This window comes from Zobellella sp. DQSA1 (assembly GCF_041950555.1).
Classification (GTDB): Bacteria; Pseudomonadota; Gammaproteobacteria; order Enterobacterales; family Aeromonadaceae; genus Oceanimonas.
Map to the genome: position 1 here is coordinate 3,500,677 of NZ_CP169531.1, position 19,000 is coordinate 3,519,676.

Here is a 19,000-nt window from a genome sequence, read left to right on the forward strand (position 1 = left end):
AAAGCAAAGCATGAGGAACTCGCCCGGCCGCTTCGTGCTGGTCGGCTTCTCCCTCGGCGGTTACATTGCCCGGCAACTGGCGGCTGACTACTCGGAACGGGTGAGTGCACTGGCGGTCATCGCCAGCTCCCTGCGAGAGGACACGCAGCAGCAGGCAAAGTCGAAGATGCAGGCCGTACAAGCCCTGTCCCCGGCGACCTTCAACGGCCTGAGTGCCGGCGCCATCGCCCGATCGCTGCATCCACGTCACTCCTCTGATGCAAGCCTTATCGCCCGCATCAAAGCCATGGGCAACCGCTTGGGGTACGGCGCCCAGGCCGTGCAATCCGCGCTGCGCGGGGCCGATGTTCCAGCCGATTCAATCTCTTGTCCGACCCTGGTGGTGGCAAGTCCCCACGATACCCTGCGTTCCATCGAGGAAGCGAACGAGTTGGTCAGAGCCATTCCCGACGCTTCACTTCAGTTGTTTGATGACGGTGGCCACATGATTCCTCTGGAACAGCCACGGGAACTGGCCGCCGCCGTGGTCAGCTGGCTGGAGGGCCTGGGAATTTATTGACGCTGCCGCTCCCGCGCATGCCGGAAGCGCTCTCCACGTCGGCGGAGGCGCGCCCTGTTGTCTCGGACTCCCGTAAAATCGGCGGCAGGGAGGGTGGCCAGGAAAACGTCCGCCGCCGGCCCGGTTGCAGTCTGTGAGAATAGCGGCCAGACTAACTCGTGGATGAAAATGTTGGTAATGCCATCCGGGGCAGGATTGAACATTACCTCACCGGCCGGGCAAACCGGCCCGACCCACAGCCAGCTTACCGATCTGACATGTTCTTAAGGAGAGTCTCATGGCCACAGCACAGAACAATCAACAAGAGCTGCAAGAGCAACTGGATGCATTGCGCAAAGATTTTGCCGAACTGACCAGCATCCTGAAGGGAATGACTGCCAATTACGCCAAAGAAGGCCAGGAAAACGTCAAGGCGACGGCGGAGCAGGCCCAGCAGCACCTCAAGCAATCCCTCTGCAAGGCCCAACAGGAAGTGGAAAGCCACCCCTATACCAGCATGGCCGTGGCCTTCGGTGTCGGCCTGCTGCTGGGGAAACTCCTGGATCGCTGACCACCGAGCAGACCTTGATACCGGATAACAGGAGGCCGCATGGGCTGGCGTTCAAGAGTAAAGATCAATACCGCGGCGCTGATCATCGCGTTTTTATTGGGAATGCTTTCACTTGGGTTCGCCGGATTTGCCATCTACTTCACCCTGCTCGACCACTACCCGGCGAATATCGCCGCCCTGATCACCGCCAGCATGTATGCCCTCACGGCCTTGCTGGTGATCCTGGTGACCCGGATCGTCACCACCAGGAGCAGGGCGGCGCCGGCGGCGCCTCCGAAGAAACCGCAGAGCATCGATGACCTGGAAAACCTGCTGGCGACCCTGGTCAGCCCGGAGCTCGGTAAGCTGATAAAGCAGCACCCGGGCAAATCCGTGCTGATCACCCTGCTCGCGGGCCTGGCCGTGGGCTGCAACGACGAGGCGCGCAGCGCCGCCAGAAAAATGTATCGGCGGTTTTTCGAGGAACAGGAATAACCGCCGCCGGCGTGGCCATAATCGGTCATGGGCCCGACAAGGGACTAACCTTATCAAGCAGTGCACCATCCTTTGGAGGTCTTATGAGTAATACCCAATGGTCGGCGAGTTTCGGATCGTCCCGCGAGTGCCCGCTGGTTGACGGGCAACATCAGGTCCAGCGTCTCAGCCCCCGTCTCGCCGACGTGGGCGGCATCCCCGTAGCCCGGGTGCTTCCCGTGCGCCAGCGGCGGTTGATCGGTGCCTGGTGCTTCCTCGATCACGCCGGCCCCGCCGACTTCGCCCCCGGGGAGCCCGGCATGCGGGTGGGTCCCCATCCCCATATCGGCCTGCAAACCTTTACCTGGATGCTGGAAGGCGAGGTGCTGCACCGGGACAGCCTGGGCTATCAGCAGGTGATCCGTCCCGGCCAGGTCAATCTGATGACCGCCGGGCGCGGCATCGCCCACACCGAGGAATCACTGCCCGGCCAGGGCCGGCTGCACGCCGCCCAGCTGTGGATTGCCCTGCCGGAAGCCGACAAGGACACTCCCCCTCGTTTCGACCACTACCCCACATTGCCCACCTGGTCGCAAGGCGGCGTCGATTTCACCCTGCTGGTGGGCGACTACCTGAGCCACAAGGCGCCAACCCTGACCTTTTCCGCGCTGCTGGGGATGGATCTGTACGCTCCCCGGCAGGCGCAACTGACCCTCCCCCTGCAGCCGGAGTTCGAATACGGCCTGTTCGTACTGGAAGGCAGTCTGACGCTTGGGGAAGACGGCTTTGCGGAAAACGAGCTGGCCTATCTCGGCCTGCACCGGGACCAGGTCACACTGACCCTGTCTTCCGGCACCCGGGTGCTGCTGGTGGGCGGAGAGCCGCTGGAGGAAGACATCTACATCTGGTGGAACTTCGTCGGCCACAGCAAAGACGACATCGCCCGGGCCCTGGCCGACTGGAATGCGGGCACTGCGCGCTTCGGTGTGGTGCAGGGGTACGACGGCGCCCCCCTGCAGGCGCCACCGCTACCCTGATGTTGGAGGATGCATCCACGACGGAGCGCAATACCTTCTCGCCGGGAGGATATCGGCATAGATGAAGACACCGCAATAAAGTGTTATGTTATAACAATAACACTTTGTCGGGCCTTACCATGACCACAGCATCCCCTGAACAGCGGCTTTCCGATCCCCAGTCGGGCCATAGCACGCACGCCCTCCCGCTCAGCCACGTCGGCATGAGCAACATTGCCCTGCCCGTGCGCATCCTCGGCCAGGGCATCGCCACCCGGGCCGATATCGGCGTCAGCCTGGACAACCCCGATGCCAGGGGCATTCATATGTCCCGCCTCTATCAGGCCCTGCCCCGCCTGAGCCATGAAGAATTGTCCCCGGGTGCGGTACGGCAACTGCTGGAGTGCGCGCTTGACAGCCAGGCGGGCCTGTCCTGCGCCATCTGCTTACAGCTCAGGGGCGAGTTGCTGCTGGAGCGCCCGGCCTTGGTCAGTAACGCCGCCGGTTACAAGGCCTACCCCTTCTGGATAGAAGCCGGGCTGGACGAAAGCGGTTATCACCTGGCCCTGGGAATGGAAATCGCCTATTCATCAACCTGTCCCTGCTCGGCAGCCCTGAGCCGCGAACTGGCCCAGCAGCACTTCCTCGCTACCTTCAAATCCGCGTCCCCGTCCCGGGACGAGGTGGCCCGGTGGCTGGCCAGCCCGGCGGGCATGCCGGCCACCCCCCATGCCCAGCGCAGCCTGGCCCGCATCCACCTGCAACTGCGGCCCCACCGCCCGCGGTTTCCCTGGCTGGACCTGCTCGAACAGGCGGAAGCCGCCCTCGGCACCCCGGTACAGAGCCTGGTCAAACGCCAGGACGAACAAGCTTTCGCCCTGGCCAATGGCCAGAACCTGATGTTCTGCGAAGATGCCGCTCGCCGCCTGCACCTGGCCATAAGCCAGTTGACGGACCCCTGCGCCTTCAGGATAGAAGTCCGCCATCTGGAGAGCCTGCACGGTCACGACGCCGTGGCCGTCAGCGAGGCGCAACTGTCGCCCCCGAGCTGATGGCGGACCCGGCCGCCAGCTCGCTGCCGGAGTGGCCCGGTCGCTACCGAGGCAGTGAATCACCGTGCCCCACATCAGTGAGCGGGATACCAGTTTCCAGGCTTGGCACCCGGCCGGACCATGAAAGCATTGCCCTTCGGCACCGAAACGAGGATGATGACAAAAGTCGCTGATTTTTGAGGACAAGGATGGACTCAACCCCAATCACCGCTGGTCGCCGAAAAAAACACCTCAGAATTGGTTTCTTTTGGAGCCTCATCCTGTTTTGTGGTCTGACCATGCCCGTGCTGGCAAACGCCCCCCCGGCAGCGCTGAGCGCGTCCGAACGCGCCTATATCAATGCCCACCCCAGCATCTCCCTGTGCGTGGATCCGGACTGGTGGCCTTTTGAGGCCATCGACAAGCACGGCCAGCATGTGGGCATCGCCGCCGATCTGATCGCCATAGCCGCAGCCAACACCGGGCTGCAGGTACAGCTGCACCCCACCGCCACCTGGGAAGAAAGCCTGATCGCCTCCCGGGCCGGCGACTGCATGGCCCTGAGTTTTCTCAATCAGACCCCGGAACGGGAGCAGTGGCTGATCTTTACCGCGCCCCTGCTGGAAGATCCGAACGTGCTGATCACCCGGGAGGAACATCCCTTTATCTCGGACGTGTCCGCGCTCACCGGCAAGACCATCGCCCTGCCCTACGGCACCGCCATGGCCGAGTTTTTCGCCCGCGACTTCCCCCATATCGAGATCGTCTATACCGACTCGGAAAGCGAAGCGCTGCGGCTGGTGTCGGAGCGCAAGGTGGACATGACCCTGCGCTCACTGATCATGGCGGCCCATACCATCAAGAACGAAGGCTGGTTCAACCTCAAGGTGTCCGGCCAGATCCCGGGCTACGACAACCGGCTGCGCATGGGGGTACTCAAGTCGGAGCAGACCCTGCGCGATATCCTCGACAAAGGCATTGCTACCCTGACGCCCGAACAGCGCCAACAGATCATGGGGCGGCACACCGCCATGAACATGGTGTCGCAGGTGGTGACCGATTACACCCTGGTCTACGCCCTGGGAGCCACCCTGACCGCCGTGCTCGCCACCAGCCTGTTCTGGATGCGTCGGCTGAACGGCCTCAACCGGCGGTTGAAGATACTGGCACAAACGGATCAACTCACCGGGCTGCCCAACCGCCACGCCCTCAACGGCATCTTCCACAAGGAGCTGAATCTGGCCCAGCGCTACCAGCGACCACTGGCGGTGATCATGCTCGACCTGGACCACTTCAAGCACATCAACGACGAACAGGGCCACCTGACCGGCGACAAGGTGTTGGTGGACTTCAGCCTCCTGCTGCAGCATAACCTGCGGGAAGCCGACAGCCTGTGCCGTTGGGGGGGCGAGGAGTTCATGCTGCTCTGCCCGGAAACCGATGCCGACCAGGCCCTGGAGCTGACCGGGCGGCTGCTGACCGCAGCCCGTGGCCATGCCTTTCCCGGCAGCAGCAGGGTCACGGTGAGCGCCGGCGTCAGCACCGCCACCCCGACCGACAGCGTCGAAACCCTGGTTCAGCGGGCAGATGCCGCCCTATATCAAGCCAAGGCCGAAGGGCGGGATCGGGCCTGCCTGGCGGTTCACGATACCGCTGCCTGAACCTGCTGCGGCGGCAATACCCACACAAACTCCGCATAAAAATGCCCTGAATTTGCTTAAGCCACCGCCAATTAGTCGAACAAGTCGACAGAATTCGCGTAACCCCCTTAAGTCTTGTGCGCGAACGTCATACAATGCCTGCCGGAAATTCAATCCAGCGGCGTTGGCCGGCGGCCGGCATCCACCACAAGTGAACGCCACGCCGAGCCGTTGATCCCCCATCTATCAAGCAGGGAAATAGCGAAATAATGACAACGAAAGAATCGACCATAGTTTATACCTTGACCGACGAAGCCCCGGCACTGGCAACCTACTCCTTGTTGCCCATAGTGCGTACCTTCACCAGCGCCGCCGGCATCAAGGTTACTCTCAGCGATATCTCTCTGGCCGCCCGCGTCCTGGCCGCCTTCCCCGAGTACCTGAGCGAAGAACAGCGCGTGGCCGACGGCCTGGCCGAACTGGGCGAGCTGACCCATAACCCGCACGCCAACATCATCAAGCTGCCGAACATCAGCGCCTCCGTGCCCCAGCTGCGCGCCTGTATTGCCGAGCTGCAGGCCCAGGGCTATAACATTCCCGATTTTCCGGAAGAGGCGAAAACCGACAAAGAAAAAGCCATCCGGGAAAGCTACTCCAAAATCCTCGGCAGCGCGGTCAACCCGGTGCTGCGCCAGGGCAACTCCGACCGTCGCGCCCCGGCCGCGGTGAAAGCCTTCGCCCGCAAATACCCCCACTCCATGGGCGCCTGGAGCAAGGCCTCCCGCTCCCACGCCGACTACATGGACGGCGGCGATTTCTTCTCCAGCGAACAGTCCGTGACCATGGGCCAGGCCCAGACCGTGCGCATCGAGTTCGTGAACAAGGCCGGCCAGGTCGAGCTGAAGAAGGCATTGCCGCTGCAGCAGGGCGAAGTGCTGGACAGCATGTTCATGAGCAGCAAGGCGCTGCGTGACTTCTTTGAAGGCACCCTGCAGGACTGCAAGGAAAGCGGCGTGATGTGGTCACTGCACGTCAAGGCCACCATGATGAAGGTGTCCCACCCCATCGTGTTCGGCCACGCGGTCAAGGTGTTCTACCGGGAAGTATTCGAAAAATACGGTGAGCTGTTCGACGAACTGGGCGTCAACCCCAACAACGGCATGAACAGCGTGCTGGAGAAGATCAAGACCCTGCCCCAGTCCACCCAGGACGAAATCGAGCAGGCCATCCACGACTGCTACGAGCACCGCCCGGAAATGGCGATGGTGGACTCCGTCAAGGGTATCACCAACCTGCACGTGCCGAGCGACGTGATCGTGGACGCCTCCATGCCGGCGATGATCCGCAACTCCGGCCAGATGTGGGGCCGCGACGGCAAGCAGAAAGACACCAAGGCGGTGATGCCCGAGAGCACCTACGCCCGCATCTACCAGGAAGTGATCAACTTCTGCAAGACCAACGGCGCCTTCGATCCCCGCACCATGGGTACCGTACCCAACGTGGGCCTGATGGCGATGAAGGCCGAGGAATACGGCTCCCACGACAAGACCTTCGAGCTGACCGAAGACGGCACCATGCGCGTGGTGGACGAAAACGGCCAGGTGCTGATGCAGCACGACGTGGAGAAGGGCGACATCTGGCGCGCCTGCCAGACCAAGGACGCCGCCATCCGTGACTGGGTCAAGCTGGCCGTGACCCGCGCCCGCAACTCCGCCACCCCGGCCGTGTTCTGGCTGGACGAAGAGCGTGCCCACGACAACGAACTGCGCAAGAAAGTGGAAGCCTACCTGCAGGAGCACGACTTGAGCGGCCTGGACATTCGCCTGATGTCCTACAACGAAGCCATCCGCTTCTCCATGGAGCGCATGAAACGCGGCCAGGACACCATCTCCGTCACCGGCAACGTGCTGCGCGACTACCTGACCGACCTGTTCCCCATCATGGAACTGGGCACCTCCGCCAAGATGCTGTCCATTGTGCCCATGCTGGCCGGCGGCGGCATGTACGAAACCGGTGCCGGCGGCTCCGCGCCCAAGCACGTGCAGCAGTTGATGGAAGAAAACCACCTGCGTTGGGATTCCCTGGGTGAATTCCTGGCCCTGGCTGTGTCGCTGGAAGAGCTGGGCATCAAGGAAGGCAACGAACGCGCCAAGATCCTGGCCAAAACCCTGGACAAGGCCACCGAGCTGCTGCTGGACAACGGCAAGTCGCCGTCCCGCCGGGCCGGTGAGCTGGACAACCGTGGCAGCCACTTCTACCTCGGCCTGTACTGGGCCCAGCAACTGTCCGCCCAGACCGAGGACGCCGAACTGGCCGCACACTTCGCGCCCCTGGCCAAGGCCCTGGCCGAGCACGAGGCCAAGATCCTGGAAGAGCTGAACGCGGTCCAGGGCAAGTCTGCCGGACTGGAAGGCTACTACCACGTCGATCCGGCCGCGGTAGAAAAGGTGATGCGCCCCAGCGCGACCCTCAACCAGGACCTGGCCGCCCTGAACGGCTAAGCCGGACCAGCCCCTGACACAGCCCGCGGCATGCCGCGGGCTTTTTTATTTTCCTTCCCACAACCGCTAATCCTCGTCCAGCTCGGCGAAGCGTTCGGCCAGGTAATCGAGCAGGGCCCTGACCGCGGGCAACACCCCCCGGCGCGAGGGAAACACCGCATGTATGATTTCCCGCCGAGGTTGCCAGTGGGGCAACAGCCGTACCAGGGCGCCATTTTCCAGCTCCCGGGCCACCATCATTACCGGCAGTTGCACCACCCCCACCCCGGCCACCGCCGCGGCGCGCAACGCCGTCATGTCGGTGGTCACCAGCCGGGGCTGGTGGCGGATCTGGGCCCTGGCCTCATCCGGGCCACATAACTCCCAGGCGTATAACTCCCGGGGATTACTCAATGCCAGGCTGGGCAGGATACCCAGTTCGGCCGGCACCCCGGGGGTGCCGCAGCGCGCCAGCAAAACGGGGCTGGCCAGCAGGCTCTGGGCCCGATCGGAAAAGGTGCGCATCACCAGGTCACTGTTCTCGATAGGAGGCGGGCGTACGCGAATGGCCACATCGATGGCCTCGCCCACCGGGTCGACCCGGCGGTTGGTGGCCTCCAGGTGTACGCGAACCTGCGGATAGAGCATCATGAAATCCGCCAACATGCCGGCCACATGCGCGTAGAGGATGGCGATGGGACAGGTCAGCCGAACCAGGCCGCAGGGCTCGGCCCGGGTCAGCGCCACCGACTCCTGAGCGGCTTCCGCTTCCACCAACATCGCCTTGCAATGATGATAGAAGGTCCGCCCCACCTCGGTCACCGAGAAGTGCCGGGTAGAACGGTGCAACAACCTTGTGCCGAGCCGCTCTTCCAGTTGGGCGACACGCCGGCTCAGTTTCGACTTGGGCACCCCCAGCGCCCGGCCGGCCGGGGCAAAACCGGCGTGATCGACCACCGCCGCATAGTAATAAAAATCGTTGAGATCCTGCATCGCTGTCGCCCTTATCGTTCCATACACAGAACAGTGACTCTCAAATTTAGCATCTAGTCAATTTTCGTCCCACAACTAGACTTTATTTCAACCCATCGCCAACCGGAGCACACGAGATGAAACGAGTCACAGGCATATACAGCGCCCCCCGCCCCCACTGGGTAGGTAACGGTTTCCCGGTGCGATCGCTGTTTTCCTATCACAGCCATGGGGCACAACTCAGCCCCTTCCTGTTGCTCGACTATGCCGGGCCGGCCGAGTTTCCACCGGCCCGCCAGCCCAGGGGAGTCGGCGAACATCCGCATCGGGGCTTCGAGACCGTCACCATCGTCTACCGGGGTGAAGTGGCGCACCGCGACTCCACCGGCCAGGGCGGCGTCATCGGCCCCGGCGACGTGCAATGGATGACGGCGGGCGCCGGCATACTGCACGAGGAATTCCATTCACAGGCGTTTACCGCCAGCGGCGGCACCCTGGAGATGGTGCAGCTGTGGGTCAACCTGCCGGCCAAAGACAAGATGACCCCGCCCGGCTATCAGGCCATCACCCGCGAAATGATTCCCTCGCTCGAACTGGCCGAGGGTGCCGGCCGGTTGCGGCTGATCGCCGGCGACTTCGCCGGCCGGCAGGGCCCGGCGCGCACCTTTTCGCCCATGCAACTGTGGGATCTGCGCCTGCACCAGGGCGGCTACCAGGCGTTCAGCCTGCCGGACGGCTGGACCACGGCACTGGTGGTACTGAACGGCACTGTGCAAGTGAACGGCGACGTCCTGACACGGGAGGCCCAACTGGTGCTGTTCGAGCCCAAGGGCGAGCAGATCACCATCGAGGCCAACAGCGAGGCGACCCTGCTGCTGCTGAGTGGGGCGCCACTGAACGAGCCGGTGGTCGGCTATGGTCCCTTCGTCATGAACAGCGAGGCCGAGATCCGTCAGGCCATCGACGATGTCAACAGCGGTCGCTTCACCGCGATGCGCTGAACCGGGTGCCGACGCAGCCCCGCTGCCTGGCGCCTTTTACCCTCAGCAATGACCAACCCTGAACAAGGAGTAATACCATGGGCAAGCCCTATATCCGTCTGGACAAGAACGATGCCGCCGTGCTGCTGGTCGACCACCAGGCCGGCCTGCTGTCGCTGGTACGGGACATCGAGCCGGACAAATTCAAGAACAACGTACTGGCCCTGGCCGACCTGGCCAAGTATTTCCAGTTGCCGACCATTCTCACCACCAGCTTCGAGCAGGGGCCCAACGGTCCCCTGGTGCCGGAGCTGAAGGAGGCCTTTCCCGATGCCCCCTATATCGCCCGTCCGGGGCAAATCAACGCCTGGGACAACGAAGACTTCGTCGCGGCCATCAAGGCCACCGGCAAGAAGCAGCTGATCATCGCCGGCGTGGTCACCGAGGTCTGCGTGGCCTTCCCCGCCCTGTCGGCGCTGGAGGAAGGCTACGAGGTGTTCGTGGTCACCGACGCCTCCGGCACCTTCAACGAGCTCACCCGTCACTCCGCCTGGGATCGGATGTCCGCCGCCGGCGCCCAACTGATGACCTGGTTCGGCGTGGCCTGCGAACTGCACCGGGACTGGCGCAACGATATCGAAGGTCTGGGAACCCTGTTTTCCAACCATATCCCCGACTATCGCAACCTGATCACCAGCTACAATACCCTGACATCGGGTAAATAACCGGATCCCGGTCCGGTCGGACTCTCCCGACCGGACCGGGAGAAGCGATCGCCAGCAACGCCACAGGAGCCGATCATGACAGAACACAAGAAACCGACCTCGACCGGGGTGTCCGTGCGGATCAAACACCGGGTACGCCAGGACGCGATGGAATGGTACGAACACTGGCTGGCCAGAACCATAGATGTGGCCGCCCAGTTTCCCGGGCACCAGGGCGTGAACATCCTCAAACCCGTCGGCGGCCATAATCAGTACGATATAGCAGTGCGATTTTCCAGCCAGGCAGAGGCACAGGCCTGGCTGGGTTCCCAGGAGCGTGCCACCCTGATCGCCCAGGCCCGGGAGCATCTGGAGCTGCCGGAGAATGTTGAGATCTCCACCGGAATCGACAACTGGTTCCAGCCCCTGAATCCGTCGATCAAGCAGCCGACCCGCTGGAAACAATGGCTGCTGACCACCCTGGTGATCTGGGTGTTGACCATGCTGGTACCGCCGGTGCTGGCGCCCTTGTTCAGCCAGGTTCCGCTGCTGGGGCTGTGGGGAGTACGACACGCCATTACCGCCGCCATCATCGTCGCCCTGGTGATCTACCTCATCATGCCCCGCCTGGTACGCCGGGTATCCGGCTGGCTGTTCAGGTAGCGGCGGTGCCCGGTAGTACTGCCGATGAGTCACCAGTGAACCACGATTAAGCGACAGATCGGTCATATCTGACTCATATCGTCCTGCCAGCTATCCCAGGGAAAGCAATAACTTAACAACACTCAAAGACTGTTCTCTCTTTAAGCCGCATTTTTGCAGTGCTGAGCCTGCCGAGCCGTTTCGGCCATCAGCTTAATCTGGAGGGAAATCATGCATCAACCGGTTAAGAACAAACTGTCATCATTTGTGAATCCCGCCGAGTCGCCAATTGACAGCAGTCCGCCCGGGCGGGCCCGGCAAACCGCCCATATCATCGGTGAGCGCCTGACACCGTTCGTCCCGGCAAGCAGGACTGCCTCCTGGCGCACAAAATCCGCTTAGTGGTAGCCGGTCGCTGCCGATAGTGCTCTACTATCCGGAACAGCCAGTCAACATTTCCTGATGACGATAACAACCCATGAACAACAGTCCTTTTTCGGCAAAAGAGTGGAACCGTATCGCCCTACAGCAACAGGGCCTGCTGCAACCGCCGGTCACGCTGACGGCCCTGGTGCAGCAACTGGGATATGTACAGATTGATTCAATCAATGTGGTGGAGCGGGCGCACCACCATGTGCTGCACAGCCGCCTGAGCGGTTATCGGCCCGCCATGCTGCAGCAGGCAGTACAGCAGGCCGAGGTGTTTGAGTACTGGGCGCACGCGGCTGCTTATCTGCCGATGGCCGATTACCGTTTCAGCCTGTATCGCAAGCAACAGCTAAAGCAGGGCGATAAACACTGGCATCAGCCGGATGGCGATGTAATGCAACAGGTACTGGCGCGCATTGCCGCCGAAGGCCCGCTAAAAGCCGGTGATTTCAGCGATGATGGCGGCCGTCGCGGCAGTTGGTGGGATTGGAAACCGGCAAAAAAAGCGCTGGAGCAGCTGTTTATGCAGGGCGATGTGATGGTGAAGCGCCGTGATAATTTTCAGAAGGTGTATGACTTGACCAACCGGGTACTGCCCGCCTGGGTTAACCGCGACGTGCCGGACGATAGCGCTTTTGCCCGTTATCTGATCAGCCGCTTTTTACAGGCGCATGGTTTTGGCTCTGTCGCGCAAATAGGTTATTTGCGCAAAAACAGCAAAGCATTGCTGCAACCCGTGCTGCAACAGATGTACGAGCAGGGAGAAATAGGCTGTTTTACCCGGCAGAAAAAGGCGTATTACTTTGCCGTGGATCTGACTGTACCACGGGCAATAGAAAACAAGGTCTGGCTGTTGAATCCATTTGACAACCTGTTGATACAGCGAGACAGAGTTAAACAATGGTTTGATTTTGACTACCAGATAGAAGTATATGTACCCGCGGAAAAACGCCAGTATGGTTATTACAGCCTGGCGGTTTTATGGGCTGAAGATTTTGTTGGCAGAGCAGATGTTAAAGCCGACAGGGCAAGTAAAACCCTGTTGCTGCAACGTTTAACCCTGGAGCCCGCCGCTTGCGATGCCGCCGGCAGTGTGAACAGTGATTTCCTGGCCGCATTCGAACAGGCCGTGGCCGACTATGCCCGCTTTAACGGCTGCGAGCGCTGGAAACTGGTCAACTGCAACCACCGGCAGTTGAAACAGCATTATCGCCGGTTGCAGCGGCTGGGTTAGCGCCATCCGGCTATTCAGCCTGATGTTCGGCTCACCGGAGTTCTCGCTAGCAATACCGTCATGCCTGTGCAGGCAAGCCCTGCACAGGCGTTCTTGAGTATCGAAATTGCACTCAGTATTGGTATCAGAAACGAACATTCAGGCCGAGCGCGACCCCGTGAGCCTCCGAGTCCGAGCCGAATTCCCCGCTGTAGGAAACACCGAGCTTTGCGCTCTCGCTCAGTTTCATGTCGAGCCCCAACTGCAGCACGGCCGAATCCTTGTCGATCGGCGCCCCTTCAACGGTGAACGCTTCACTCCCGGCAAAGGCATGCCGCGACTCCGGCGTGGTGTCGCCAAAGGCGTGGCGCCACCCCAGCATCGCGTTGGCCGTCACCGGCTTGTCGCCGGCCGTTAACTCCGACGCGGCACGCAGCCCCAGGGTCGAGAAGGTGGTTTCCATGGTGTCGCTGCCACCTGAAAGCGCGGTGGCACCGCCATTCTCCGCAAAGCCACGGGTCCTGAGGTTGACGTAGGCCAGATTGGCGAAGGGTTCGATCACGCCGTTCCGATCGCCAAGCCGATAGCCCACCTCACCGAAGGCCTGGGTGGTGCCGGCCTTGTAATCGGCCTTGAGGGTCTCATGCTGACCCGGAAAATCGACGGTACGACGGGTATCTATCCGGTGCCAGCTGTAGCCAAGGCCGGATCGGACCGACAACCGGCCCCATTGCGCGCCGCCGTAAAGGCCCAGGTGATAGTTGTCGCTCTCCGCCGACGAGGCGCGCGAGTCTACCTTGAAGTCGGAACGGCTGTAACCGGCCATGGCGCCAACCCGCCCGTTATCGGCGACCGCCGTATCGACCCCGGTGACGAAGCCGCCTGCAGAATGACGGAGCTTGCCGGTGTTGTCAGTGCCGTCGATATCGCTCCAGGCACCGAAAATCTGCCCCCAGACGGCCGGTCTGGACGCCGCCGAATCATAGCCCCCGGCGCCACCGGATGCGAAAGCCAGCGCCGGGAAACTCGCCGCGTAGACCCCGCCCGAGGCTGCCGCCTCGGCATCAACCGAGGCCGAGCGCAAACGGTCATTGGCCGCGTCACGAACAAAATGGCTTTGTGCCACCAGGCCCGACTTCACCGAAGCATGTATCTCCCCCGAGAGTGTTTCGAAGGCAGCCCGGGCTTCGCCGGCATCCAGCATCAGCAGCTTGTTGTAAAGCGCCAGGGAGGCGCCGCTCTGGGCCAGGGTGTTCAGCGCCAGGGCGGTGCGCTGCTGATTGCGACTCTGGGCCACACGATCGAAAACCCCGGGTGAACCCGCGCCGTTACCTGGATTGCTCGGATCCGGCGGGTTTGTCGGATCGACCGGGTCCACCGGATCGACCGGGTCCACCGGGTCCACCGGATCGGTAGGATCGGTGGCTCCCTTCACCGCTATGGTCAGATCGACCTCTTTCTCCTTATGGACCAGCGTGGTTTCAAGAAAGGCCGACTTCGACACCGCATCGGCAAACTCGCCGCTGATGCTCTTTTCGGCGACAAGAATGGTATAACTCTGCCCGTCCTGATAGCTAGTGGCGGGATCCAGCGCCGTCACCTCGACATTGACATTCTGAGCGATAAACACCTTGCCGCCATTGTCGAAGATATCCAGGTCCGACTCGTGACCGATATCCTTTACCTCGATCCGGTCGCCCACCCCATTGCCCAGGATATCGGCCTCATAAACAGAGCCGTCGTGAAAGCGAAGCGAGCCCATCACGGTGAGGGTGCCGGCGGAATTATTGCCCGGCGCGATACGGGCGTTTCTTTCCAGCACGACGGAGCCCACGGTGCCGGAGCCACCCAGCCGGCCAAAGGCGGTTGGATCGCGCCCACTCCGATTATTGGATGACGCCCCCCAGACTTTGATTTCATTCGAATAATTGGCGTATTTTTTATCGGGTTCATAACGATCCTCGGTTTCGTAAATACGCCCCAGGGTGCCATCGACAATCAGGGTGCCGCTTCTTACCTCAACAGGGCTTGTAGTCTCTCTACCACTCTCGTTGCTGAGATTAGTGGTGTCCATATCGCTTTTAAGTACCAGCCTGGCATCCTGGCCGTCGACAACCACGGCCTGCTGACTGCGTCTGTAATAGCCGGACAGATCTCCGTCGATAATGGTTTCACCGGACATACTGATAATCTGGCCGCCACCGGCAATGGTATTGGAGAACTCATAACCGGAGTCGGTGTGATTAAAATAGATATTCCCTATCCGATCCAGGTTAATCTCGGCATCGGCATTGATAAAACCGGCGCCGGTGGGGTCGCTGAGCCTGAACTCTCCCCTTTCGTCCTTGCCCGCCCCGCCGACAATCAGGTAGCCGCGCATATTATAGGCACCACCTATCCGCAACTGGCCGCCGTCACTGAGGACCACCCTGCCCGTATTGGAGAAATTGCCCGAGACATCGAGCAACGAGTCTTCACCGTCAACAGCAAGGTAGGCCGATATGCCGATTCCGGCGCTATCGGCATTGACCCGGCCGCCATTCTCGACCTTGAGGCCGCCCTGGGACGACACCGCGAGGATAGGGCTTTCAAGACGGCCACCATCGGTCACGGTGATATAGCCCCTGCCGAAGGCCCCATCCAGATCAGTCCTTTCCTCCACGAGGATCCGCGAGCCCTCGCCGGTGATGGTAGTGTGACTATCATCAAGCAGCAGCGTTTTGGTCTGTACCTCGCCGCCATTGGATACGGTAAAACCGTTCCGGTTTCTCAAATGGCCGGCATTCAGCCATTTAGAACCTTCGCCATCGACGAGCAGGTTGCCGCCCTGCCCGCCAAGGGAAACAGTGTCGGTGGCGATAAGGCCGCCCTCGGTGACGGCGATCGGATTGGCAGCGATCGGCGCGCTATTGCTGAAACCGGAGATTTCGCCGGCCACCAGCGAACTACCCGCGCCGGATACGCTGATGCGGCCCTTGCCATTTCCCACATTGATATTCCGGCTGATAACCACCGAGTCCGCGCTGACCTTGCCGCCATCCTCGATAATAAGGGTGCCGTCGCCGCTGTTAAATATGCTGCCGATATTGAGCCTGCCATTCACACCGGTGCCGACCATATTCCATTCCGTCGCCGGACCCGATACCCGCACCATGCCCCGGGACGAATTCCCCCCGGTGGCACCGATATTGCCGTTGGCGCTATAGATTTTTGCGCCGGTGATCGACAGCTCGGCAGGCTCGCCATTCACGGTGCCGACATTCAGGGCACCATTGATGGCACGATCCTCCGTCCAGCTATCCGTTCCCTTGGCCAGGGTACAGTCGGTAACGGCATTATCGCCGCTACCGCTGACGGTGCAGATCACCTCTGCCTGCGCCTCGCCCAGGCCAACGGCTGTTATGGCCGAAAATGCCAGCACCGGCCCCAGATGAGCAAGAGCCGTCGAATTGTAGATTTTCTGCCGAAAGTCAGAAGCCTTGTTCAAAGTAATCAATGGAATACCCTCTCAACAATGATCATGATTGGGAACGGAAATATCGTCATCAAACCCAATGGGTGATGATTTTTAATGCCTGCGCTGGTTACTTCCGACATCACGGCAAAAAAGCAATTAGTACAGCCATACCATCGTGGCATAATAATAGATGACACCGAAGTTGATGTTGTACCCTATTCAATTTTCAATCTTTATTAACCATCAACAGCCGCCGTCCTTCTTATAGAAAATACGTCTTGTAGACAAGCATAATCAATATAAAAACAGGCACCATCATTCTCGACTAAAAATATAAAATCCGGCAACCTGCACTAAAGTACAGGGTATTGATTACCATCCATGGATCTCTGAAATAGGCCAAACCAATATGGAGGGAAGATTTAAGCAGTAAAGGGGATCGTACGGAATGGAAACACAGAGGTATCAAAGCCGTCATTCCTCAGCACTCGGAGCAATGCCGACGACATCGTGGCCGCCCGCCGTCTTGATTGATCTACTATTCGGAACAGCTATTTAGTATTGATTCCTTTAGTGTTCCGCCGGACAGGCAGTACAGGTAGCCTTTCCGGGGAATGCCTGGGCCCAGCAATCAGGCTTGCCGATCCTCTCCCATATCCCATACGGCTGCTATGGTTATATGTAGTTTTCCTAGGGCGCCCGCCGCGCCACCGGACAGGAAATCCCGAGCATGCACCAGCGTCCTACCCCCGGCGAAATTCTCGCCATCGCTCTGATACTATTGCCCCTGATCGCCGCCCTGCCCCGACTGCGGGACGGTTATAGCTCCGAGTGGAGCCAAGCCCTGATCTCACTGGGGCGGATCAGCGGCATACTGGGGCTGGCCATGATGCTGGTAACCGCCGCCCTCAGTGTCCGCCTGCCCCTTCTGGACGCCTGCTTCGGCGGCCTGCCCCGGATGTGGCGGCTGCACCGCCGGTTGGGCTTCGGCGCCTTTATGCTGATCCTGCTGCATGTGCTGCTGCTCGCCTTCGCCGCCCTGCCCCACTCTCTTTCCATGGCGGTGGCCCTGCTGTTTCCGCCCCTGGCCGAGTGGCTCACCTGGGCCGGCTGGCTGGCCCTGGTCACTTTGGTGGTCTTCCTGGCCCCCACCTTCCAGTTTTTCGGACCCATCCATTACCAGAACTGGAAGCGACTGCATCTGCTGTCCGTCCCCACCCTGGCGCTGGCCTTGCTCCATACCCTGCCGCCGCTGGCCAGCCCCTGGCCCTGGTGGCTGCTCGCCACCCTGGCGGCCCTGGCCCTGCTCTGGCGCAAGGGGCTCTCGCCCTGGCTGGCGAGAAAGCCATACCGGGTCACCGAGGTCAGCTCCCTGGCCCCCGACGTGGTGGAGATAACCCTGCTCCCCGAGCGCCGCCCGCTCCGCCACAAGGCCGGGCAGTTCGTCTACCTCAGTCCCCTGGATGACGGGCTCGCCACCGGCCGGGGCGAAGAGCATCCCTATACCCTGTCCTCGGCGCCGGGGGCACCGGAGCTGAAACTGGGCATCAAGGCCCTGGGCGATGCCAGCCGGGCGCTGCAGTCCGTCGCCCTGGGCAGCCGGGTGCTGCTGGAGGGCCCTTACGGCGCCTTCTTCGAACAGGCCGCCCCCGGGCGGAAACGGCTCTGGCTGGGCGGAGGCATCGGCATCACCCCCTTCGTGGCAGCCGCCCGCGCCCTGGCCGCCGACCCCGGCAAAAATGAAGAGGTGGTGCTCTGCTACCTGGCCAACCGCCCCGAGCGCGCCTACTACCTGGAGGAGTTGGCCGACATCGCCGCCCGGCATCCGTCCCTGCGCCTGGTGCCCCACTATTTTTCCGAACGGGGCCCACTCGAGCTCGACTTTCTGGAGCAACACTGCCCCGACTTCCGGGAGCGGGAGCTGCTGATCTGCGGCCCGCCGCCCATGATCCACCACCTGCTCCGGCTGCTCGCCGAGGCCGGAGTGCCACGCCATCACATCCACACGGAGGCTTTCGACTTCTTATGAACATCAACAAGACCGCCTACACTGCCCTGGTCGCCTTCTGCGCCGCCATCACCACCCTGGTGATCAGCCACGCCCTGAGCGGCGGCCGGGCCGGCGCTACCGAACCGCCCCGTGCCGCCCCCATCAGCCGGGAAGAGCTGGCCCGGCATAACAGCCGCGACAGCTGCTGGAAGGCCATAGACGGCAAGGTATACGACATCACCACCTATATCCCCCAGCATCCCAGCCCGGAAGCGGTGCTGCTGGCCTGGTGCGGCAGGGACGCCAGCGCAGGCTGGCACAACAAGCGGCCCGGGATATCCCACAGCGGCGCCGCGCTCAAGCTGCTGGCCGGCTATCTGATAGGCGATCTGGAAAGCATATCCACACCGACGCCGCCGCCCGTGGCGGCACCCACACCGGCCAGCCAGCCGGATGGCCGGCTGCTGCTCGGGCTGGCTCCCGGCACCTACCTGGACGGCCGCTACCGGGGCAGTTTCCTGGACAGGGGGGAAATGCAGGTGGCGGTGCAGTTCGATCTGCGCGACGGCCGGCTGATGGCCCTGGAATACCGCCACCTGGCCTACGGCGGCATCGACTACCTGGCCCTGGCCGAAGACGCCCCCCTCTCTCCGGTGACCCGCCAGTATCGGCAGGTAGCCGACTACCTGAACGGCAAGCTGCTGCACCATATCTTCGATCTCTACCACCCGGAGCAGATGGTGGCGGACACAGATGGCTACACCGGCGCCAGCCTGCGCACCAGCAAGGTGATCTCGGCCATCCGCGACGGCCTCAACCGGGGGGTTTACCAGTGGCCGAGGGAATGACAGGAACGAAAAAACGGGGCGAAAAGCCTCCACAGT

At 61.6% G+C, this 19,000-nt stretch carries 15 protein-coding genes; 13 read left to right on the plus strand and 2 right to left on the minus strand.

Annotated elements, in window-relative coordinates:
- Positions 1-10 precede the first annotated feature (10 nt).
- The 7 genes from ACEVBK_RS16750 (at position 11) to ACEVBK_RS16780 (ending at position 7,750) form a co-directional block, all read left to right on the plus strand.
- Complete coding sequence (locus ACEVBK_RS16750) at positions 11-559, plus strand: alpha/beta fold hydrolase (RefSeq protein WP_375056034.1); 549 nt, start codon at positions 11-13, stop codon at positions 557-559.
- A gap of 277 nt (positions 560-836) precedes the next feature.
- Entirely contained in the window at positions 837-1,109 is a 273-nt protein-coding gene (locus ACEVBK_RS16755; RefSeq protein ID WP_375056035.1) for a hypothetical protein, read from the plus strand.
- Between the two features lie 39 nt (positions 1,110-1,148).
- Positions 1,149-1,583 (plus strand): hypothetical protein, encoded by a 435-nt coding sequence (locus tag ACEVBK_RS16760; RefSeq protein ID WP_375056036.1) that lies wholly within the window; start codon positions 1,149-1,151, stop codon positions 1,581-1,583.
- 83 nt (positions 1,584-1,666) lie between these two features.
- The gene (locus tag ACEVBK_RS16765; protein ID WP_375056037.1) at positions 1,667-2,599 is read left to right on the plus strand and encodes a pirin family protein; all 933 of its coding nucleotides are present in this window, start codon (positions 1,667-1,669) and stop codon (positions 2,597-2,599) included.
- A gap of 119 nt (positions 2,600-2,718) precedes the next feature.
- Positions 2,719-3,630 (plus strand): GTP cyclohydrolase FolE2, encoded by a 912-nt coding sequence (folE2, locus tag ACEVBK_RS16770; protein ID WP_375056038.1) that lies wholly within the window; start codon positions 2,719-2,721, stop codon positions 3,628-3,630.
- Between the two features lie 278 nt (positions 3,631-3,908).
- Complete coding sequence (locus ACEVBK_RS16775) at positions 3,909-5,270, plus strand: diguanylate cyclase (RefSeq protein WP_375056040.1); 1,362 nt, start codon at positions 3,909-3,911, stop codon at positions 5,268-5,270.
- Between the two features lie 248 nt (positions 5,271-5,518).
- The gene (locus ACEVBK_RS16780) at positions 5,519-7,750 is read left to right on the plus strand and encodes an NADP-dependent isocitrate dehydrogenase (protein ID WP_375056041.1); all 2,232 of its coding nucleotides are present in this window, start codon (positions 5,519-5,521) and stop codon (positions 7,748-7,750) included.
- A gap of 66 nt (positions 7,751-7,816) precedes the next feature.
- Here the strand turns inward: ACEVBK_RS16780 and ACEVBK_RS16785 are convergent, their stop codons facing one another.
- Complete coding sequence (locus tag ACEVBK_RS16785; protein WP_375056042.1) at positions 7,817-8,722, minus strand: LysR family transcriptional regulator; 906 nt, start codon at positions 8,720-8,722, stop codon at positions 7,817-7,819.
- A gap of 116 nt (positions 8,723-8,838) precedes the next feature.
- Here ACEVBK_RS16785 and ACEVBK_RS16790 point away from each other — a divergent pair, with 116 nt between their 5' ends.
- The 4 genes from ACEVBK_RS16790 (at position 8,839) to ACEVBK_RS16805 (ending at position 12,690) form a co-directional block, all read left to right on the plus strand.
- The gene (locus ACEVBK_RS16790) at positions 8,839-9,702 is read left to right on the plus strand and encodes a pirin family protein (RefSeq protein WP_375056043.1); all 864 of its coding nucleotides are present in this window, start codon (positions 8,839-8,841) and stop codon (positions 9,700-9,702) included.
- Between the two features lie 77 nt (positions 9,703-9,779).
- Complete coding sequence (gene ycaC / locus ACEVBK_RS16795) at positions 9,780-10,406, plus strand: isochorismate family cysteine hydrolase YcaC (protein ID WP_375056044.1); 627 nt, start codon at positions 9,780-9,782, stop codon at positions 10,404-10,406.
- 75 nt (positions 10,407-10,481) lie between these two features.
- Positions 10,482-11,048 carry a hypothetical protein gene (locus ACEVBK_RS16800; protein ID WP_375056045.1) on the plus strand — a complete coding sequence of 189 codons (567 nt, stop codon included), beginning with the start codon at positions 10,482-10,484 and terminating at the stop codon, positions 11,046-11,048.
- 457 nt (positions 11,049-11,505) lie between these two features.
- A complete protein-coding gene (locus ACEVBK_RS16805) occupies positions 11,506-12,690 on the plus strand; it encodes a winged helix-turn-helix domain-containing protein (protein WP_375056046.1) in 1,185 nt (394 codons plus the stop codon).
- A 124-nt stretch (positions 12,691-12,814) separates the two neighbouring features.
- On the opposite strand, the gene ACEVBK_RS16810 is transcribed toward ACEVBK_RS16805, so the two are convergent.
- A complete protein-coding gene (locus ACEVBK_RS16810) occupies positions 12,815-16,165 on the minus strand; it encodes an autotransporter domain-containing protein (protein WP_375056047.1) in 3,351 nt (1,116 codons plus the stop codon).
- Positions 16,166-16,856: 691 nt separating this feature from the next.
- On the opposite strand from ACEVBK_RS16810, the gene ACEVBK_RS16815 reads away from it, so the two are divergent.
- Together ACEVBK_RS16815 and ACEVBK_RS16820 are read left to right on the plus strand one after the other, a co-directional pair.
- Positions 16,857-18,155 carry a ferric reductase-like transmembrane domain-containing protein gene (locus tag ACEVBK_RS16815; RefSeq protein ID WP_375056048.1) on the plus strand — a complete coding sequence of 433 codons (1,299 nt, stop codon included), beginning with the start codon at positions 16,857-16,859 and terminating at the stop codon, positions 18,153-18,155.
- Positions 18,152-18,964: a cytochrome b5 domain-containing protein gene (locus tag ACEVBK_RS16820; protein ID WP_375056049.1), complete on the plus strand. Its 813-nt coding sequence runs from the start codon at positions 18,152-18,154 to the stop codon at positions 18,962-18,964. The genes ACEVBK_RS16815 and ACEVBK_RS16820 overlap by 4 nt, the downstream gene beginning before the upstream one ends.
- The last annotated feature ends 36 nt before the right edge of the window (positions 18,965-19,000 follow it).

Bases quoted from the DNA above. Each gene is read 5' to 3' on its own strand.
- ACEVBK_RS16750 (WP_375056034.1), top strand. From the start codon at position 11: ATGAGGAACTCGCCCGGCCGCTTCGTGCTGGTCGGCTTCTCCCTCGGC.
- ACEVBK_RS16755 (WP_375056035.1), top strand. From the start codon at position 837: ATGGCCACAGCACAGAACAATCAACAAGAGCTGCAAGAGCAACTGGAT.
- ACEVBK_RS16760 (WP_375056036.1), top strand. From the start codon at position 1,149: ATGGGCTGGCGTTCAAGAGTAAAGATCAATACCGCGGCGCTGATCATC.
- ACEVBK_RS16765 (WP_375056037.1), top strand. From the start codon at position 1,667: ATGAGTAATACCCAATGGTCGGCGAGTTTCGGATCGTCCCGCGAGTGC.
- folE2 (WP_375056038.1), top strand. From the start codon at position 2,719: ATGACCACAGCATCCCCTGAACAGCGGCTTTCCGATCCCCAGTCGGGC.
- ACEVBK_RS16775 (WP_375056040.1), top strand. From the start codon at position 3,909: ATGCCCGTGCTGGCAAACGCCCCCCCGGCAGCGCTGAGCGCGTCCGAA.
- ACEVBK_RS16780 (WP_375056041.1), top strand. From the start codon at position 5,519: ATGACAACGAAAGAATCGACCATAGTTTATACCTTGACCGACGAAGCC.
- ACEVBK_RS16785 (WP_375056042.1), bottom strand. From the start codon at position 8,722: ATGCAGGATCTCAACGATTTTTATTACTATGCGGCGGTGGTCGATCAC.
- ACEVBK_RS16790 (WP_375056043.1), top strand. From the start codon at position 8,839: ATGAAACGAGTCACAGGCATATACAGCGCCCCCCGCCCCCACTGGGTA.
- ycaC (WP_375056044.1), top strand. From the start codon at position 9,780: ATGGGCAAGCCCTATATCCGTCTGGACAAGAACGATGCCGCCGTGCTG.
- ACEVBK_RS16800 (WP_375056045.1), top strand. From the start codon at position 10,482: ATGACAGAACACAAGAAACCGACCTCGACCGGGGTGTCCGTGCGGATC.
- ACEVBK_RS16805 (WP_375056046.1), top strand. From the start codon at position 11,506: ATGAACAACAGTCCTTTTTCGGCAAAAGAGTGGAACCGTATCGCCCTA.
- ACEVBK_RS16815 (WP_375056048.1), top strand. From the start codon at position 16,857: ATGCACCAGCGTCCTACCCCCGGCGAAATTCTCGCCATCGCTCTGATA.
- ACEVBK_RS16820 (WP_375056049.1), top strand. From the start codon at position 18,152: ATGAACATCAACAAGACCGCCTACACTGCCCTGGTCGCCTTCTGCGCC.